The sequence below is a fragment of the Glycocaulis sp. genome (assembly GCF_052168375.1).
Taxonomy (GTDB): Bacteria; Pseudomonadota; Alphaproteobacteria; order Caulobacterales; family Maricaulaceae; genus Glycocaulis.
This window is the reverse complement of record NZ_JBQLZR010000273.1, coordinates 1-17151: the sequence shown is the minus strand read 5'-3', so window position 1 is coordinate 17151 and position 17151 is coordinate 1. Positions and strand designations below refer to the sequence as shown.

Annotated in this window: 17 protein-coding genes; 14 read left to right on the top strand and 3 right to left on the bottom strand. The window is 64.2% G+C overall.

The features are described 5' to 3' along the window. The 3 genes from ACTS2Z_RS11170 to greA form a co-directional block, all read left to right on the top strand. On the top strand, nucleotides 1–1603 hold a 1603-nt coding region (locus tag ACTS2Z_RS11170), incomplete at its 5' end, for a peptide ABC transporter substrate-binding protein (protein WP_442573288.1). 135 nt (nucleotides 1604–1738) lie between these two features. After that, entirely contained in the window at nucleotides 1739–4981 is a 3243-nt protein-coding gene (carB, locus tag ACTS2Z_RS11165; RefSeq protein WP_442573287.1) for a carbamoyl-phosphate synthase large subunit, read from the top strand. An 89-nt stretch (nucleotides 4982–5070) separates the two neighbouring features. After that, on the top strand, nucleotides 5071–5544 hold the full coding sequence (gene greA / locus ACTS2Z_RS11160) for a transcription elongation factor GreA (RefSeq protein ID WP_442573286.1): 474 nt from the start codon (nucleotides 5071–5073) through the stop codon (nucleotides 5542–5544). 88 nt (nucleotides 5545–5632) lie between these two features. Here greA and ACTS2Z_RS11155 read toward each other — a convergent pair whose 3' ends face one another. The 3 genes from ACTS2Z_RS11155 to ACTS2Z_RS11145 all read right to left on the bottom strand — a co-directional run bounded on the left by ACTS2Z_RS11155 (nucleotide 5633) and on the right by ACTS2Z_RS11145 (nucleotide 8034). Beyond that, nucleotides 5633–6049, bottom strand: coding sequence for a hypothetical protein (locus ACTS2Z_RS11155; RefSeq protein ID WP_442573285.1), 417 nt, complete (start codon nucleotides 6047–6049; stop codon nucleotides 5633–5635). Nucleotides 6050–6232: 183 nt separating this feature from the next. Then, nucleotides 6233–7651 carry a M23/M56 family metallopeptidase gene (locus tag ACTS2Z_RS11150; protein WP_442573284.1) on the bottom strand — a complete coding sequence of 473 codons (1419 nt, stop codon included), beginning with the start codon at nucleotides 7649–7651 and terminating at the stop codon, nucleotides 6233–6235. Continuing rightward, on the bottom strand, nucleotides 7648–8034 hold the full coding sequence (locus ACTS2Z_RS11145; RefSeq protein ID WP_442573283.1) for a BlaI/MecI/CopY family transcriptional regulator: 387 nt from the start codon (nucleotides 8032–8034) through the stop codon (nucleotides 7648–7650). The genes ACTS2Z_RS11150 and ACTS2Z_RS11145 overlap by 4 nt, the downstream gene beginning before the upstream one ends. Before the next feature lie 111 nt (nucleotides 8035–8145). Here ACTS2Z_RS11145 and ACTS2Z_RS11140 point away from each other — a divergent pair, with 111 nt between their 5' ends. The 11 genes from ACTS2Z_RS11140 (at nucleotide 8146) to ACTS2Z_RS11090 (ending at nucleotide 16909) form a co-directional block, all read left to right on the top strand. Next, nucleotides 8146–9081, top strand: a complete 936-nt coding sequence (locus ACTS2Z_RS11140; protein ID WP_442573282.1) for a mitochondrial fission ELM1 family protein — start codon at nucleotides 8146–8148, stop codon at nucleotides 9079–9081. Between the two features lie 39 nt (nucleotides 9082–9120). Then, entirely contained in the window at nucleotides 9121–9624 is a 504-nt protein-coding gene (locus ACTS2Z_RS11135) for a beta-lactamase hydrolase domain-containing protein (protein WP_442573281.1), read from the top strand. 62 nt (nucleotides 9625–9686) lie between these two features. Then, nucleotides 9687–10676 carry a thioredoxin-disulfide reductase gene (gene trxB / locus ACTS2Z_RS11130; protein ID WP_442573280.1) on the top strand — a complete coding sequence of 330 codons (990 nt, stop codon included), beginning with the start codon at nucleotides 9687–9689 and terminating at the stop codon, nucleotides 10674–10676. A 135-nt stretch (nucleotides 10677–10811) separates the two neighbouring features. Then, nucleotides 10812–12032: a DUF547 domain-containing protein gene (locus ACTS2Z_RS11125; RefSeq protein WP_442573279.1), complete on the top strand. Its 1221-nt coding sequence runs from the start codon at nucleotides 10812–10814 to the stop codon at nucleotides 12030–12032. A 64-nt stretch (nucleotides 12033–12096) separates the two neighbouring features. Continuing rightward, on the top strand, nucleotides 12097–12807 hold the full coding sequence (locus ACTS2Z_RS11120; RefSeq protein WP_442573278.1) for an ABC transporter ATP-binding protein: 711 nt from the start codon (nucleotides 12097–12099) through the stop codon (nucleotides 12805–12807). Beyond that, nucleotides 12804–14063: an ABC transporter permease gene (locus ACTS2Z_RS11115; RefSeq protein ID WP_442573277.1), complete on the top strand. Its 1260-nt coding sequence runs from the start codon at nucleotides 12804–12806 to the stop codon at nucleotides 14061–14063. The genes ACTS2Z_RS11120 and ACTS2Z_RS11115 overlap by 4 nt, the downstream gene beginning before the upstream one ends. A gap of 32 nt (nucleotides 14064–14095) precedes the next feature. Then, nucleotides 14096–15004: a LysR family transcriptional regulator gene (locus tag ACTS2Z_RS11110; RefSeq protein WP_442573276.1), complete on the top strand. Its 909-nt coding sequence runs from the start codon at nucleotides 14096–14098 to the stop codon at nucleotides 15002–15004. 301 nt (nucleotides 15005–15305) lie between these two features. Further along, on the top strand, nucleotides 15306–15659 hold the full coding sequence (locus tag ACTS2Z_RS11105) for a DMT family protein (RefSeq protein ID WP_442573275.1): 354 nt from the start codon (nucleotides 15306–15308) through the stop codon (nucleotides 15657–15659). Continuing rightward, nucleotides 15656–15880, top strand: a complete 225-nt coding sequence (locus tag ACTS2Z_RS11100) for a ribbon-helix-helix domain-containing protein (protein WP_442573274.1) — start codon at nucleotides 15656–15658, stop codon at nucleotides 15878–15880. The genes ACTS2Z_RS11105 and ACTS2Z_RS11100 overlap by 4 nt, the downstream gene beginning before the upstream one ends. 72 nt (nucleotides 15881–15952) lie before the next feature. Next, a complete protein-coding gene (locus tag ACTS2Z_RS11095) occupies nucleotides 15953–16435 on the top strand; it encodes a hypothetical protein (protein WP_442573273.1) in 483 nt (160 codons plus the stop codon). 3 nt (nucleotides 16436–16438) lie between these two features. Continuing rightward, nucleotides 16439–16909, top strand: a complete 471-nt coding sequence (locus tag ACTS2Z_RS11090; protein WP_442573272.1) for a hypothetical protein — start codon at nucleotides 16439–16441, stop codon at nucleotides 16907–16909. The last annotated feature ends 242 nt before the right edge of the window (nucleotides 16910–17151 follow it).

Sequence of the window (17151 nt, the reverse complement as noted above, 5' to 3'; positions counted from 1 at the left end):
CTGGCCCCGCAAGACTGGCGTCATGGTGAAACGACTCAACGCTCCCCTTACCCGGCGGACCGTGCTGGGCGGTGCTGCCGGTGCCCTGGCCATCAGCGCCTGCGCGCCGCGCGGCAGTGATGACGGCAATCTGCTGCGCGTGGCCATCGACACCGAGCCGGACAGCCTCGATCCGCTCAAAGGCCAGTTTGCGTCCTCGGCCCTGCTCTACAAGCAGCTGCACGCGCCGCTGACCGAGTACAGCCCGTCTGGCGGGCTGGCACCGGGGCTGGCGCAAAGCTGGCGTTCCGATGACGGACGCCATTGGCGCTTCCGCCTTGCAGATGGCCTGCAATGGTCTGACGGCATGCCGCTCACCGCCGACGATGTGGTGTGGACCGCGCAGCGCGCCGTCGATCCGCGCACCGGCTTTGCCAATCTGGGCGATTTCTTTGCCGTGCGCGGCGCGCGCGATGCCCTTGCCGGGCGGGCACCCGCCAGCGAGATCGGGGTCACGGCCACCGATGCGCGCACGATAGAGTTCGAGCTGGAAACGCCGATTGGCGCCTTCCCGGTGCTGATGCGCGAATTCTATCCCCTGCCCCGCCATGTGATCGAGGCGCGCGGCGACCGCTGGGTCAGGCCGGAAAACTGGGTCAGTTCAGGCCCGTACACCTTGCGCGATGCCAGCGCGCTGACCTACCGGCTGGCCAGAAATCCGCGCTTTCACGCGGCTGGCAGTGTCGCCATCGAGGATATCCGCGTTGATGTCGTCGAGGACGAGGCGACGCGCGCCCGGCTCTTCCGGTCCGGCGATCTCGATCTGGCAGACCGCCCGCCGCCGGAACAGATCGGCTTTCTGCGGCGGGAGATTGGCGACCGCCTGCACGGGTTCGATGCGCCGATCCTGACCTATCTGAAGCTCAATCACCGGCGCCCCGGCCTTGATGATGTGCGCGTGCGCCGTGCCCTGTCGCTGGCGGTGGACCGGCAATTCCTCGCCGAGAACTTCTTCAGCGGCGAGGCAACGCCCACCATCCACGTCATCACGGCGCAGGCCCTGGAAGAAGGCGGGCAGACCGCCCCCGGCCCGGACCGGGAGGCTGCGCGCGCGCTGCTGGACGAGGCCGGATACGGGCAGGACAATCCGCTGCGCCTCGTCCTGCGGGTCTCGTCGGGCAGCCGTGAGCGCCTCGCCATCGCCATCGCCGACGATCTGCGCAATGCCGGGTTCGAGATCGAGATCCTCTCCTCCTACCCGCACGACATCAATCAGGCCGTTGCGGCGGGCGAGTTCGACATGACCGTCGGCTATTTCAACCGCGGCCTCAAATCCGATCCGGACTTCATGCTGGAGCCGTTCGCACCGGGCGGGTTTGCGGACGATACCGGCTGGACAGGGCCGGGCCGGGAACGGTTTGCCCAATTGATGGAAGAGGCCCGCGCCCGTGTCTCGCGCATCGAACGCATGACGGTGCACCGCGAGGCAGAGGCAGTATTCCTAGACCATCAGTGCAATGTGCCCCTGCTGCACGAGCGGGCCTTCTGGATGATTTCCGAGCGCGTGCGGCGGCGTGACGAAAGCCTGCAGCCCCAGCTCTGGCGGGATTTGTCACTCGGGTGACACCTACCCCCTCGCCATGGGGGCAATTTGGCGCTAACACCCGCTTCTAGCATGTAATCAGACTCGATCCGCGCCCGGACTTGCCCCACAAGACCGGCAGCGCGGATGCGCGCGCAACATACGGGATACGCCTCCATGCCCAGACGCACCGACATCCAGTCCATCCTCATCATCGGTGCCGGCCCCATCGTGATCGGCCAGGCCTGCGAGTTCGACTATTCGGGTGTGCAGGCGGTCAAGGCGCTGAAAGAAGAGGGGTTCCGGGTCATCCTCGTGAACTCCAACCCGGCGACGATCATGACCGATCCAGGTCTCGCCGACGCCACCTATGTGGAGCCGATCACGCCGGAAATGGTGGCCAAGGTCATCGAGAAGGAACGCCCCGACGCGCTTTTGCCTACCATGGGCGGGCAGACCGCGCTCAACTGCGCCCTCGAGCTGGAGCGCCGCGGCGTGCTGGAGCTTTTCGGCGTGGAGATGATCGGCGCCAAGGCCGATGTCATCGACAAGGCGGAAAACCGTCAGCGCTTTCGCGATGCGATGGACAAGATCGGCCTTGAAAGCCCGAAATCGCGTGTCGTCCACACGCTGGCCGAAGCCGAAGCTGTTCTGGACGAGCTGGGCCTGCCGGCCGTTATCCGCCCGTCCTTCACGCTGGGCGGCACAGGCGGCGGCATTGCCTACAATGTCGAGGAATACCGCGAGATCGTCGGCACCGGCCTTGCTGCCTCTCCCGTCACCGAGGTGCTGGTGGAAGAAAGCGTGCTCGGCTGGAAAGAGTTCGAGATGGAAGTCGTCCGCGACCGCGCGGACAACTGCATCATCGTGTGCTCCATCGAGAACATTGATCCGATGGGCGTGCACACGGGCGATTCCATCACGGTGGCCCCTGCCCTGACGCTGACCGACAAGGAATACCAGCGTATGCGCACCGCCTCGATTGCGGTCCTGCGCGAGATCGGCGTGGAAACGGGCGGCTCGAACGTTCAGTTTGCCGTTGATCCGAAGACCGGCCGCATGGTCGTCATCGAGATGAACCCGCGCGTCTCGCGCTCCTCGGCGCTGGCCTCGAAGGCAACCGGCTTCCCCATTGCCAAGGTCGCGGCGAAGCTCGCCATTGGCTACACGCTCGACGAGATCGACAACGACATCACCGGCGGCGCAACGCCGGCGAGCTTCGAGCCGACGATCGACTATGTCGTCACCAAGATCCCGCGCTTTGCCTTCGAGAAATATCCGGGCGCCCAGAACCTGCTCTCCACCTCGATGAAATCCGTCGGCGAGGCGATGGCCATGGGCCGCACCTTCCAGGAGAGCATGCAGAAAGCCCTGCGCAGCCTGGAGACCGGGCTTTGCGGCTTTGACGAGATCGAGATTGAGGGCTTTGAATCGGCCGATGGTCCCGAAGGGCGCCGTCAGGCGATCCTCGCCGCGCTTGCCCGCCCGACGCCGGACCGTCTGCGTGTCATCGCGCAGGCCCTGCGCGAAGGCCTGAGCGTGGAGGAGATCGAAGCGGCCTGCGCCTACGAGCCGTGGTTCCTGCGCCAGATCGAGGAAATCGTTCACGCCGAGGAAGACATTGCGACGCTGGGCCTGCCCGCCGACGCGAAAGGCTTCCGCCGCCTCAAGGCCATGGGCTTTTCCGACAAGCGCCTTGCCCAGCTGACAAAATCGACCGAGGCGAAGGTGCGCGAGGCGCGCCGCGCCCTCAATGTACGCCCGGTCTTCAAGCGGGTGGACACCTGCGCGGCCGAGTTCGCCACGCCCACCGCCTACATGTATTCCACCTACGAGAGCGGCCCGTGCGAAAGCCAGCCGACCGATGCGAAGAAGGCGATCATTCTGGGCGGCGGCCCGAACCGGATCGGCCAGGGCATCGAGTTCGACTATTGCTGCTGCCACGCCGCCTTTGCGTTCGCAGACCTCGGCATCGAGTCGATCATGGTGAACTGCAACCCGGAAACGGTCTCCACCGACTATGACACCGCCGACCGGCTCTATTTCGAGCCTCTGACAGACGAGGACGTACTGGAGCTGATCGAGACCGAGCGCGCCAATGGCACGCTTCTGGGTGTCGTGGTGCAATATGGCGGTCAGACCCCGCTCAAGCTCGCCAGCGCGCTTGAGAAGGCGGGCATTCCGATCCTGGGCACCAGCCCGGATGCGATCGATCTGGCCGAAGACCGCGAACGCTTCAAGGCGCTGCTGGACACGCTGGGCCTGCGCCAGCCGCCGAACGCCATCGTGCGCTCGGAAGAAGAGGCGCTGGAAAAAGCCAAGGCCCTCGGTTTCCCGCTGGTCCTGCGCCCTTCCTTCGTGCTGGGTGGACGGGCCATGGAGATCGTGCGCGATCAGGAGAGCCTGGAGCGGTATATCCGCGCCGCCGTACACGTCTCCGGTGACAGCCCGCTATTGCTGGACCGCTACCTCACCGACGCCTCCGAGGTCGATGTCGACGCGGTATGCGACGGCGAGGAAGTGCGCATTGCCGGCGTCATGGAGCATATCGAGGAAGCCGGTGTTCACTCCGGCGACAGCGCCTGCTCCATCCCGCCCTATTCGCTTCCCGCCGAAACGATCGCCGAGCTGCGCGCCGAAACGGTTGCGCTCGCCAAGGCTATCGGCGTGAAGGGCCTGATGAACGTGCAGTACGCGGTCAAGGACGGCGAGATCTTCGTCCTTGAAGTCAATCCGCGCGCCAGCCGCACCGTTCCCTTCGTGGCCAAGGCCATTGGCGCGCCGGTTGCCGGTATCGCCGCCAAGGTGATGGCGGGCGAAAAGCTTTCCGGCTTCAAGATGTGGAACGACACGCCTGAACATGTCGCGGTGAAGGAAGCGGTGATGCCGTTTGCCCGCTTCCCCGGCGTTGACCCCGTGCTCGGCCCGGAAATGCGCTCCACCGGCGAGGTCATGGGCATTGACAGGCGCTTCGAGGCAGCCTTTGCCAAGGCCCAGCTTGGCGCAGGTGTACGCCTGCCGCGTTCGGGCGCGGTCTTTGTATCGCTCAAGGAGTCCGACAAGCCGCAAATGATCGAGTCCTGCCGTCAACTGACGGCGCTCGGCTTCTCGCTGCTGGCAACCGGCGGCACGGCGAAGACGCTGGAGGATGCGGGCGTGACCGTCACCCGCATCAACAAGGTGTTTGAAGGCCGTCCCCACATCGTGGACGCGATCAAGAATGGCGAGGTCCAGCTGATCTTCAACACGACCGAGGGACGCCAGAGCCAGATTGACAGCTATTCCATCCGCCGCACGGCGCTGGAGCTGAAAATCCCGTGCTACACCACCGCATCGGCCAGCCGGGCTGCCGTAAAGGCGATCGCGGCCATCGATGCAGGGGAGCTTGAACCGCGCGCCTTGCAATCCTATCGTTACTAGGACGTCCAGACGGGACGCAAAGAGCGCTTGATAGCGGGATCATTTGGGTCTTACGCTCGCAGGCGTAAAAAGAAACGAGTCCTTACCCCATGCAAAAAATCCCTATGACCGCCGAGGGTCACCGGGCCCTCGACGACGAATTGAAGCATCTCAAATCGGTCGAACGCCCGGCGGTGATCCAGGCGATCTCCGAAGCGCGCGACCATGGCGATCTGTCAGAGAACGCGGAATATCACGCGGCCAAGGAACGCCAAAGCTGGATTGAAGGCCGGGTCGTCGAGCTTGAGGACAAGCTTGCGCGCGCGCAGATAATTGATGTCTCGCGCATGTCCGGCGATCAGGTGAAATTCGGCGCCACCGTCACCATCGTTGACGAGGATACCGAGGCGGAAGCCACCTACAAGATCGTCGGTGATGACGAGGCGGACGTGAAATCGGGCAAGATTTCCGTGTCTTCGCCTATTGCCCGCTCGCTGATCAACAAGGAAGTGGGCGATGTCGTCGAGGTGAATGCACCGGGCGGCCTGAAGTCCTACGAGATTTTGAAAGTCGAGTGGAAATAGGCCGTATGGCCTCTTTGCCTCGAGTGAAATGACGAAAGCCGGCGGAGTGATCCGCCGGCTTTCTGCATGTCAGGTCCTACGCCTGCCGCTAGATTTCCACCGTTTTTCTGGGAAGCGGGTCCATCGCATCAGGACATCCCAGCCAACGCGTCAGCGCCGTCCAGTCGGTGAAAGCCCGGGCATTGACCTCGAAATTGCGCAAGGAGGTCGCCATGAAGATTGCTTCGCGGCCATTACGCTGGCTGGCCAGATAGGCAATCTGGAAGTGAGCTGGCACGAAGAGCCGAAACCGTTTGGCCAGCTCAACAAACTCTGGCGGCAGCAATTTCAACGTCGCGGCGCGGTAGTCGATAATCAGACTGGCAAGGCGCTCGTCCACGATGCGCCGTTCGAGGCTTTGCAGATTTCTGACGGATTTGTCGATGGTGACATCGCCACCGACCGCCACATACCAGACATTGGGGTTCCGGTTGACGAGAAGCCGCGCATAAAGAGATCTGTCCATTTGATCTCTCTATTAAGTCGCAGTTTAAAAAAGAGTTTATCTACTCTTCCGATCGTATCCGAAGGAATTTTCGATAGGTCAGATGTTGCGATAACGAAAGCCGGCGGAGTGATCCGCCGGCTTTCTGCATGTCAGGGCAAGGCGTTGAAGGTCTCGCCCTGACCTGCCCAGAACTGTTCGGGGTCAGTCCTGAACGCGCACGTAGGAAGCCAGTCCGGGCAGAAACGCTGCCGGGTCACGCCGCTCGCCGTTTTCGAGCATTTCGACATGGAGGTGCGGACCGGTGGAAAGCCCTGTCATGCCCACTTCGGCAATGATCTCGCCCGCACTGACACGGTCACCGACGCTGACATGAATGTCGCCCAGATGGGCGTATAGCGTCGCCCAGCCGCCGCCATGGTCGATGACGACGACATGGCCCCAGTTGGCGAGCTGGCGGTAATTGTCTCCGGCGAAGGCAACCTGCCCGCCTGCGGGCGCGCGGATCGAGGAACCCAGCGGCGCGGCAATATCCAGACCGCCATGGAAGGGCGGAACCGGCAGGTCCAGCGAGCGCGGGCCGTATATGGAACTGACACGGCCCTCCAGCACCGAATGGGTAAAGACAGGCGCGTCATTGCGCACACCGGCGGCGAGCGCCGCCTGGGCACTGCCAAGGCCTGCCAGAAGCGCCAACGCGCAAGCCGCTCCGCCTAGCAGGCGCAGTGCATCGGTTTTCGGGGACGGGTTGAGGATATGGGACAATCTCATCTTGAGAGCCTTCTTGTAATCCACGCCAAAACCAACGGTGATGGACGGCCCCGAATCCGCCTTCACCGCATCCAGCAGAGCCCGGGCGTAGAGACGCGCCCTGCCAGGTTCCAGACGGCGCACAACCGCGCCATCACAGGCCATTTCCACCGCCAGCCGGCGGCCACGCTCCAGCGCAAACCAGAACGGATTGAACCAGACCAGCGCACCAAGGGCGCGCACAACAGCATTCAGGCGCGGGTCTGCGCGCCGGGCGTGGACAAGTTCGTGATCAATGATCGCGGTGTCGCCTGCCCGCTGGCCAAACCCGGCCGGAACGACCAGAAGCGGCCGCAACAGCCCGGTCAGGAAGGGCGCACTGTGGTCAGGCGACACACGCACCTCTATCCGTCCCGTTAGACCGGCAATCGCCGCGCGTTCGCCGACCAGAGCAGTCAGGTGAGTGCCGGCTGGCGAAAGCCGGTGAACGAGACGCGCAAGGCGCGCTGATGCCGTCAGCTCCCGCCCCGCTCTCAAGGCAACGCCTGTGAGCCACAGCGCCAGCAATAGCGGCACCATGCCGATGCGCAGGGCCGGTTCGCCTGCCACCGGCGGGAGGCCTTCACCGCCACCAATCCCTGCCGTCTCACCCAGCTCCGGCAAGGTGAAGGCGACCGGAGAGGCATCGGCCAGCAAAGGCGCGAAAAGCGCCAGCGGCACGGGCGCCAGCGCCACAAGAAGCGCCACGCCCCACACGCGGTCCGGATGAGCCCCGGCGCTGCCGTGAAGGAGACGCGCGGCAAGCAGCGCCATCCCGGCAACCGGGATGCTGAGCACGAGCCCCGTCAGCAGCGCGGACATATCGGGCATCATGACGCGCGCCCGCCCTTTTCTTCCGCTTCCAGAAAGCGCTCCAGCTCCTCAAGCTCGGCCTCGTCCAGAAGCGCGCTTCCCGAAAACGCCGAGACCGGCAGGGCGCCGTCCACTTCCATCACGCGGCGGGCAAAATCGCGCACCATGCGCGCGATCAGGTCCAGCTTGTCGGCGCTGGCGGCAAAGACGGCGAGGCCATGGGAGTCGCGCTTTTCTGCCAGCCCCTTGTCCACCATGCGTTGAAGCACGGTGCGGGTGGTCGAATACGACCAGCCCCGCGCCGCACCGACGCGGTCATGCAGCTCACGCGCACTGGCGACGCCGTCGCGCCACAGGCATTTGAGCAGCTCAAGTTCGCTGGGGCTGGGGTTTGGACTATCCATGACATGTTCCTCAAGTTCGCTACATCTGTAGCACACCTTTGACATCCATCAAGACACTTCCTGCACGCCATGCCCCTTGGCGGGCGCACCGCGCACGGGCTAACTGATGCCATGACCGATCCCCGCCACCAGCCTGAGCGTGCCTGTTTCGTCGTCACGGACGGTCGCCGGGGCATGGAGAACCAGGCGCTGGGACTTGCCGAGGCAGTGGCGCGCCTGACCCCGCTGCGAATCCTGCCCGTGCAGGTGCCGCGCACAGGCGCCCTGCCCGATGCCGGACCCATCGCGCCGGACCTGTGGATCGGATGCGGCATGGCGGCAGTGCGCGCCGCTGGCGAACATCGCCGCGCGTATGAACGCGCGGTCTTTGTGTATGTGCAGGATCCGGGCTTTGCCCACCACCGCTTTGATCTGATCATCCCGCCAGAGCACGACCGCATGCGCGGCGGGAATGCCTTTGCGATCACAGGCTCTCCCAACCGGATCACGCAAGAGCGCCTTGGCGAGGCGGAACGCGCCTTTGCCGGCCAGATAGCGGCCCTGCCCTCCCCTCGCGCAGCCGTGCTGATAGGCGGCGATTCACGCCATCACCGCCTGACCCCCGCCGTGGCAGCGGACCTGATGGAGCGCCTGTGCCGGTTCCGGGCCGAAGGTATTGGCCTGATGATCACCACATCGCGCCGCACGCCGGAGGCCTTTGTCGAGGCGCTTGGCCAGCAGTTTGGCGATGATGCGGGCGCCTGGCTGCATACTGGCGACGGGCCGAACCCGTATTTTGCCTTTCTGGCAGGTGCTGACTGGATCTTCGTAACGGAAGACTCCACCAACATGCTGACTGAGGCCGCCGCCACCGGTACGCCGGTCTACCGGCTGGCGCTGGAGGGCAAGCCCGGCAAGTTCGCCCATCTCTACAGCGCGCTGGAGGCCCATGGCGCGGTGCGCCCCTTCCTCGGACGCCTTGACCGGTGGAGCTATGATCCTCTTCACGAAACCGGGAGGGCAGCGCAGGCCGTCCTTGAAATCCTCGACCACAGAGGCGACATCTGACGGCAGTTTGCCGTCTGCCTCCAGACTGGAGCTTTTGAAATGATCCGTCCGCTCGCCGCCGCCGCCTTTTTGGCCCTATCCGCTGCCACGCTGCCCTCCAGCATCGCCCTTGCCCAGGCGCCTGCCATGAGCGAGGTGCGCCTTGAAGCCCGCCCTGACCGCCAGTCGGCGCAAAGCTGGTCTGGCGAGGGACGCACGCTGGTCATCAACCTGCTGACCGAGCCTGAGAACGAGGCACTGGGTTTTGATTATGCTGAGACTGTGATGAGCAATGGCATGATGTACGCCAGTGTGCCGGTGGGCCGGATGACCGGTAGCGACGCCGCCGACACGGTCGCGCGTATCCTGGCCGAAGCCGACGGGCCGGTCGTAATCAACTGTGCCAGCGGCACACGCGCCAGCCATGTCTATGCCGCCAGCCAGATCCGCGCCGGCAACATCACGCGCGACCAGCTTCACCTGATCGACCCGGACCGCGAGTGGAACCAGGAATACCTCTCACGGCTGCTCGGTGAGACACCTGCGCCCGAATCCGGCCAGTAACCAGATCGCCGCCTTGTGCGAACCTGCCTTTATCGTGACTGCCCAGAAGGACAATGCCTGCCATGAGCCAGACCCGCCATTCCAAAGTCGTCATCATCGGTTCGGGGTCGGCCGGCTATACCGCCGCCATCTATGCAGCGCGCGCCATGCTGGAGCCGCTGGTGATTGCCGGGCTTCAACCGGGCGGCCAGCTCACCATCACCCATGAGGTCGAGAATTATCCGGGCTTTGCCAGCGTTATCGAAGGCCCCTGGCTGATGGAGCAGATGAAGGCTCAAGCCGAGAATGTCGGGGCCGAGATCATTGCCGACATCATCGTCGAGGCCAACCTCTCCAAACGTCCCTTCACGCTGAAGGGCGATAGCGGCACGGTCTACACCGCCGACAGCGTCATCATCGCGACCGGCGCCAGTGCCAAATGGATGGGGCTGGACAGCGAGCAGCAATTGCAGGGCTTTGGCGTTTCGGCCTGCGCAACCTGCGACGGCTTCTTCTATCGCGGCAAGGATGTCGTGGTGGTCGGCGGCGGCAATACAGCTGTCGAGGAAGCCCTCTTCCTCACCCGCTTTGCCCGCAAGGTGACCCTCGTTCACCGCCGCGACACGCTGCGCGCAGAGAAGATCGCCCAGGCCCGCCTGTTCGATAACGAAAAGGTCGACGTCATCTGGGACAGCGTCGTGGAAGACATTCTGGCAGAGGGCGAGGTGCCGGGCGTTACCGGTGTCAGCCTGAAGAATGTGAAGACCGGCGAGACCAGCAAGCTGGCAACCGACGGCGTTTTCGTCGCCATCGGCCATGCCCCCGCAACTTCGCTCTTTGAAGGCCAGATCGAGACCAAGGAAGGCGGCTATCTCGTCACCAAGCCGGACTCCACCGCCACCTCCATCCCCGGCGTGTTTGCCGCTGGCGACGTGACGGACGATGTCTACCGGCAAGCGATCACGGCAGCCGGCATGGGCTGCATGGCCGCTCTGGAAGCCGAACGCTGGCTGGCCGAGATGGAGCACCACGCTGCCAGCGCAGGCAAGGCTGCCAAGTCAGACGCGGCCTGACCGCGAGATCGGCGGACACCGTCTGCTCTGGTCTGCTGCACTGCGAATTACAGCGATTTCACGATGGCGTAATGGTGCGGCAGTGTATCGCCCTATATGCACCGCACATCATCAATGCCCTTGGGGGGAGCCATCATGCCTGCACACTCTTCGCTGACACTTATCGCCGTGGCTGCCCTCGCCGCCGGCCTTGCACAATCCGGCACGGCACAAGCCGCCAACCGGGCCGAGACCGCAATTGTTGCCGTCCAGCAGCAGCCCATGCGCGTGTCGGGCATCGACTACGCGGCCTTTGACGACATCCTCGGCGGTATCGTCTTCGAAGCCGGCCGCTCCAACCGCATGCCCGCTCGCGGCCGTGCGATCCGCACCGGCACGCGCATCAACCCGGCCAGCTCCTCGCGCTATCGCTATGAAGGCAACCGGGTCGTCTATCACGCGCTGACGGAAGACCATGTCCAGCAGATTTCCGCTTATCGCGAGGAGCTGGAGCAACTGCCCTCGCAGATCGATTTCGATGCCCTGCCCGATACCGAGCAGCTCGCCTACTGGCTGAACCTGCACAACATCGTCGTCATTGAACAACTCGCACGCGAATACCCGGTCTCGCGCATCAACACGGTGCGCGTCGGCCCTGACCGCCAACCCCTCCATGATGCACAGATCATCAATGTCGGCGGTCGTCAGCTCAGCCTGAACCAGATCCGCTTCGAGATTGTTGGCCAGCGCTGGAACAACCCGCTCGTCATCTATGGCTTCTTCTCCGGCGCTGTGGGCGGGCCGAGCATCATGGGCCGCGCCTTTACCGGCGACCGTGTCTGGTCACAGCTTGCCGCCAATGCGGGCGAGTTCATCAACGCGCTGCGCGGTGTGGAGCTGTCCGAGCGCGGCTATGAGGTTTCCCCGGTCTATTCCGAATGGCGCGAGACGCTGTTCCCGGAATGGCCGATGGATTTGCGCTATCACCTCGAAGCCTATGCCGACTACGGCACGCTGGATGTCGACCAGCGCGAGATGCCCCCGCAATTCCTCAGCTATGACAATTCCATCGCGGACATCACCAATGGTCAGCCGCGCTGCCGTCCGGACTCCACCGCCCTCCTCTACTCCTCTGCAGGCTCGAACGATGGCGGCGCCAACGCCCAGTCCTCGCCCTGCTCCGGCCTGCCCGCCCACAGCGTGCAGTTCGTGCGCGTGGTCACCGAACGGCGCCTGGAATTCCTGCGTCAGGGCCGCCTGGGCTCGGTCACGGTGCGTGACATTCCGACCAATGTGGACGGCGAGCGCACCGATGAACGCGCGGTCGAACGCGTCAATCCGGACGGCAGCCCGGTGGAAGACGGCTCGCAGCGCTAGCCGCCCGGATGTTATAATGTTCCGGCAGGCTTGACTTCGCCTGCCGGAACGCCATCACAGAGACATGACGAACCGTCCTGCTGCCATTTCCGTGAGAGGCGCGCGCTTTGCCTATGCGCGCAAGGCCCCCATCGTTCTCGACATCGAAGCCTTTGACGTCGCTGCGGGCGAAAAAGTCTTCCTGAAAGGCGCTAGCGGCTCGGGCAAGTCGACGCTGCTCGGCCTCATCGCCGGCATCATGGCGCCTACCGCCGGTTCGATAAGCGTACTGGGCCAGCCCATGTCCGAGTTTCCCGGAGCAAGGCGTGACGCGCTGCGGGCCGAACGGCTGGGCGTCATCTTCCAGATGTTCAATCTTCTGCCCTACCTGCCGGCGGGAGCGAACGTGATGCTGCCCGCGCGCTTTTCTGCACAGCGCAACGCAGCCTGCCGGGAAGCGGGCGGCGCCGAAGCCGAAGCCCGCCGCCTGATGGGCCGTCTGCAGCTTGATCCTGAACGATACTGGTCCAGCCCGCCGACTGCCCTGTCGGTGGGTCAGCAGCAGCGCGTCGCCGCCGCGCGGGCGCTGATCGGGCGTCCAGGTCTGGTCCTCGCCGACGAGCCGACCTCCGCGCTCGACGCCGATTCGCGCGATGCCTTCCTGTCGCTCCTCATCGAGGAATGTTCCGCGAGCGGTGCGGCATTGCTCTTCGTCAGCCATGACGGGTCGCTGGCGTCGCGCTTTGACCGCGCCATCGACCTGTCGCAGATCAATCTGGCGGGGGTTCGCGCATGAGCCGCTTTCCGATCCTGTCGCTCGCCTGGCGCTCCATTGCGAACCGGCGCGCCACCGCGCTCCTGACGATCCTCACCGTCGCCATCGCGATGACGCTGTTTCTGGGCGTCGAGAAGGTGCGCCACGGTGCCCGCGCGAGCTTCGAGAACACGATTTCCGGCACCGACCTGATCGTGGGTGCCCGCTCCAGCCCGGTAAACCTGCTGCTCTATGCGATCTTCCATATCGGCGATGCGACCAACAACATCACCTGGGAAACCTATCAGCAGGTGGCCAATGCGCCCGGCGTTGCGTGGACCGTTCCGATCTCGCTGGGCGATTCCCATGCCGGCTTCCGGGTGATCGGCACCGACAACCGCTATTTCGAGCATTACCGCTATGCAGGCCGGCGCGCGCTGAGCTTTGCTGACGGCCGCCCGCTCGATGACCTTTTCGACACGGTGATCGGGGCCAGCGTCGCGCGCGAACTGGGCTATCAGGAAGGCGACCAGATTGTCGTCGCCCATGGCACGGGCCGGGTCGCCTTTGTCGAACACGACAACAACCCGTTCACGGTGGTGGGCATTCTTGCCCCCACGGGTACGCCGGTTGACCGTTCCGTCTTTGTCAGCCTTGAAGCCATCGAGGCCATCCATCTGGAAGGACCGACCGGGGGCGGCACCAGCCTCTCCATGGACGAGCTGCGCGAGATGGACCTGTCGCCGGACCAGATCACCGCCTTCCTGATGGGTCTGGAGACGCCCGTTGCCGCCTTGCGCCTGCAACGCCAGATCAACACCTACCGGGTCGAGCCCTTGCAGGCGATCATACCCGGTGTTGCGCTGTCACAGCTCTGGGGCGTGGTTGGCGTTGCCGAACGCACGCTGGCCGCTGTCGCGGCCTTTGTGGTGATGATGGGCCTGATCTGCATTCTGACGGCCATACTGACCAGCCTGAATGAACGGCGCCGCGAAATGGCGATCCTGCGCGCCATGGGCGCGCGGCCACGCCATGTGTTTGCACTTCTGGTGAGCGAAAGCGCGCTTCTGGCCTTTGCCGGGGCTGTTCTGGGCACCGGGCTGACCTATGCCGCACTGACGCTGGGCGCGCCCATCCTCGAGCAGCGCTACGGCATCCATCTGGGTGAAACCCTGCCGGGTCTCTACGATCTTGTGCTGGTCGGTATCGTCACCGGCACCTCGGCGGTGCTCGGCTTCATCCCGGCCTGGGCGGCTTTTCGCAACTCCCTGGCAGACGGAATGACAATTCGCACCTGACGGGCACCGCGAAGCGCTCTAACGTTCGCGCCATGGATTGGGACAAGCTGAAAACCTTTCACGCCGCTGCCGATGCCGGGTCCCTGACCGGCGCGTCGGACATTCTCGGCCTGTCGCAATCGGCGGTCAGCCGCCAGATTTCGGCGCTGGAGGCGGAGCTCGACATCAAGCTCTTCCACCGTCATGCGCGCGGGCTTCTCCTGACCGAGCCGGGCCGCCTGCTGTTTGAAGCCGCCGGAGAGATTGCCAACCGCGTCGCGGTGGCCGAAGCGCGCGTGCAGGACAGCCGCGACAAGCCCACCGGCGCCTTGCGCGTCACCGCGCCGACGGCGCTGGGCTCGATATGGCTGATCCCGCGCCTGAAGCACTTCCAGGCGCTTTATCCCAAGATCCGCATCAAGTTGTTGCTGGCCGACCATGAGCTGGACCTTGCGGGTCTTGAGGCTGATATCGCCATCCGGCCCTGGCCCTCTACCCAGAACGAGCTGGTACAGCGCCGCCTGATGGAGGTGGAACAGCACCTCTATGCCTCGCCGGACTATCTGGCGAGCCACGGCACGCCGGAGACCCTCGCCGATCTCGACAAGGGCCATGAGTTCATTGCCTACGGCCCGAAAAAGCTCGCGCCCATTCCCAATCTGAACTGGCAGCTGACGATCGGCCGGGAAGCGGGTGCGCCCTCGCGCGCGGCCACCATCGAGGCCAACACGATCAATGCCATGTCAAAGGCAACCGAGGCCGGCTTTGGCATTTGCGGCCTGCCCGACTATGTCGCACTGGAAAATCCTGGACTGGTGCGAATCCTGCCGGACATTGCCGGGCCGACCTTCGATGTGTTCGTGGTGTTTCCCGATGAACTCAAAGGGTCGCGGCGAGTTGCCGCATTCCGCGAATTCCTGGTCGGTGCCGCGAAGACCTGGAAATCGGAAGGCGCTGAATAGGCTTCGATTTTCGCAGCCGTCATGCGTCGCGTATCTTTTACAATCCCGTCACAATGCATTTTTGCATAGCTGATATTCGTTGGAACGTCTTGATGCGGCGGGGCGTTGGCCTCATATCCCGCAGCGAACGGTTTCCCCCGTTTATTCGCATTCCGTCTCCTCCCCGAACGGATATGCAAGACTGAGCCGGAAAGAGCGCCATGCGCCTTCCGGCTCTTTTTTTGCCTATGGACAGGGCGTCAGCCCGGTGCGCAAGTGCGCATTCCGGCTGCAGGTGTGCCGGTCATATGCGAGCCGCCCCATGCCCACCATCTCCTGGCCTCACGTTCTGCCGGTCCTTTTGCTGATCGGCTCCAACCTGTTCATGACCCTCGCCTGGTACGGCCATTTGCGCTTCAAGAGCGCGCCCCTCCTTGCCGTCATCTTCGTCAGCTGGCTGATCGCCCTCGTCGAATACACCATGGCGGTTCCGGCAAACCGGCTGGGCCACAGCGTCTATTCGGCGGCTGAACTGAAGACGATTCAGGAGGTCATCACGCTCACCGTCTTTGTCGGCTTTGCCGCGATTTACCTGAAAGAACCGGTCACAATCCGCCATCTCATCGGATTTGCATTGATTGCGGCCGGAGCAGCGGTGATCTTCTTCAAGCGATGACACAGGTAAAACGATCCCTGTCCCTTGCCGGACACCGCACCAGCCTGGCGCTGGAGCCGGAATTCTGGGCCGTTCTGGACGAGGCCAGCGCCCGTTCAGGCCGTTCGCTTGCGGGGCTCATCGCCGATATCGACGAGGCCCGGGTCCATGCCGGTGATGAGGGCGGTCTGGCGAGCGCCTGCCGGGTATGGGTCTTGCGCCATGTCCAGCAGCGCGCTTGAGTGTAGGCAGAGCTGGCTTGAAGGGGATGGGGGAACGGCCATGACACACCGATATGAACCGGACGCGCAGTCATGAGGGGCAGCGCACACCCGGGCGGCATGCTGGCCGCCATCATCATAGCTCCGGCCTTTGCCGCGTTTCTGGCGGTATTGGGCCTGATCGCCCATTTGCAGATGACCGACCCGGCCGCCGCCGAAGTGCCGCTGGCCGAATATGCCTCGATGGGCCTGAGCGTATGGATTTCCGGCCTGATGTTTGCCTACCCGGCAGCCTTCCTGATCTTCCTGCCACTCTGGCTGGTGTTGAAGGGCGTGCGCCTGTGGGGCGGGTTTACAGCCCTGCTGGCGGGCGGCGTGGCGGGCCTCATTGCCATGATGGCCTATCTCTACCGCATCTATGGTTCGGGGCTGGAGCTGGAACTGACCGGCGGCATTCCGCTGGGAGAACTGCCCCTGATGCAGAGCCTGATCAGCCTGGCCCTGCCGCTGATCGGGGCTGCGTCCGGAGCCGTTGGCGGCCTCGTTTTTTCCAGCCTGGAACGGGCAGGACGATAGCCCATGCGCCAGCCCGTTCCCTTGCAGCTTGTCCTGGCGATGGCGCTGGCGCCGCTGGTGGCCGGCATGGTGGGGGGCATGCTCGTCTGCCTCGGTCTCGCCCTTCAGCTCGCGGCCGAATTCACCATAATAGAGGCGTTGCAGACCGGGCTCGCCATGTCGATCTTCGGCGTGATCATCGCCGTTTTCGTCTGTTATGCCTTTGGCTCGCCGCTCATGCTGGCAGCATGGGCGATTGCCCATTTTGCCAAATGGCGCAGTCCTGTGGGCATGGGGCTGGTGATGGGACTGACCGGCCTGCTCTTCGCCATCCTGTTCTTCTATAACGGGCGTCTGTTCCTTGAAGATTTCGAGTATGATGCGGCCATTGCCCTGCTGGTGACGCTCCCGGCCGGCTTTGCTGCCGGCTATCTCGCAGGGTGGCTGATCGGGCAACTCGGCTATCGCGATGCGCCAGCCGGTTCGGGCGCCTGAACGCAACCCTGCGGGACGTCGACGCGTAAGCCGGTTAAGCTGCACCCGGCCAACACGCCGCAACGCCCATGCGAGGTATGCCATGTACCGCCCCATCGCCGTTCTCACCCTCAGCCTGTCCCTTCTTGCCGCCTGCGCGCCGGCACAGACAACATACGGACCCGCACTTGGGCCGGTCGGGCGGGCCATCGGGTTTGATTCCACCCGCATCACCGATAATCGCTGGCGGGTCAGCTTCACGG

What these genes read in the sequence shown, in the direction of transcription:
- ACTS2Z_RS11105 (WP_442573275.1), top strand. Translation starts at nt 15,306, where the DNA reads ATGCCCACCATCTCCTGGCCTCACGTTCTGCCGGTCCTTTTGCTGATC.
- ACTS2Z_RS11115 (WP_442573277.1), top strand. Translation starts at nt 12,804, where the DNA reads ATGAGCCGCTTTCCGATCCTGTCGCTCGCCTGGCGCTCCATTGCGAAC.
- greA (WP_442573286.1), top strand. Translation starts at nt 5,071, where the DNA reads ATGCAAAAAATCCCTATGACCGCCGAGGGTCACCGGGCCCTCGACGAC.
- ACTS2Z_RS11100 (WP_442573274.1), top strand. Translation starts at nt 15,656, where the DNA reads ATGACACAGGTAAAACGATCCCTGTCCCTTGCCGGACACCGCACCAGC.
- ACTS2Z_RS11140 (WP_442573282.1), top strand. Translation starts at nt 8,146, where the DNA reads ATGACCGATCCCCGCCACCAGCCTGAGCGTGCCTGTTTCGTCGTCACG.
- carB (WP_442573287.1), top strand. Translation starts at nt 1,739, where the DNA reads ATGCCCAGACGCACCGACATCCAGTCCATCCTCATCATCGGTGCCGGC.
- ACTS2Z_RS11135 (WP_442573281.1), top strand. Translation starts at nt 9,121, where the DNA reads ATGATCCGTCCGCTCGCCGCCGCCGCCTTTTTGGCCCTATCCGCTGCC.
- ACTS2Z_RS11095 (WP_442573273.1), top strand. Translation starts at nt 15,953, where the DNA reads ATGAGGGGCAGCGCACACCCGGGCGGCATGCTGGCCGCCATCATCATA.
- ACTS2Z_RS11120 (WP_442573278.1), top strand. Translation starts at nt 12,097, where the DNA reads ATGACGAACCGTCCTGCTGCCATTTCCGTGAGAGGCGCGCGCTTTGCC.
- ACTS2Z_RS11145 (WP_442573283.1), bottom strand. Translation starts at nt 8,034, where the DNA reads ATGGATAGTCCAAACCCCAGCCCCAGCGAACTTGAGCTGCTCAAATGC.
- ACTS2Z_RS11090 (WP_442573272.1), top strand. Translation starts at nt 16,439, where the DNA reads ATGCGCCAGCCCGTTCCCTTGCAGCTTGTCCTGGCGATGGCGCTGGCG.
- trxB (WP_442573280.1), top strand. Translation starts at nt 9,687, where the DNA reads ATGAGCCAGACCCGCCATTCCAAAGTCGTCATCATCGGTTCGGGGTCG.
- ACTS2Z_RS11125 (WP_442573279.1), top strand. Translation starts at nt 10,812, where the DNA reads ATGCCTGCACACTCTTCGCTGACACTTATCGCCGTGGCTGCCCTCGCC.
- ACTS2Z_RS11110 (WP_442573276.1), top strand. Translation starts at nt 14,096, where the DNA reads ATGGATTGGGACAAGCTGAAAACCTTTCACGCCGCTGCCGATGCCGGG.
- ACTS2Z_RS11150 (WP_442573284.1), bottom strand. Translation starts at nt 7,651, where the DNA reads ATGATGCCCGATATGTCCGCGCTGCTGACGGGGCTCGTGCTCAGCATC.
- ACTS2Z_RS11155 (WP_442573285.1), bottom strand. Translation starts at nt 6,049, where the DNA reads ATGGACAGATCTCTTTATGCGCGGCTTCTCGTCAACCGGAACCCCAAT.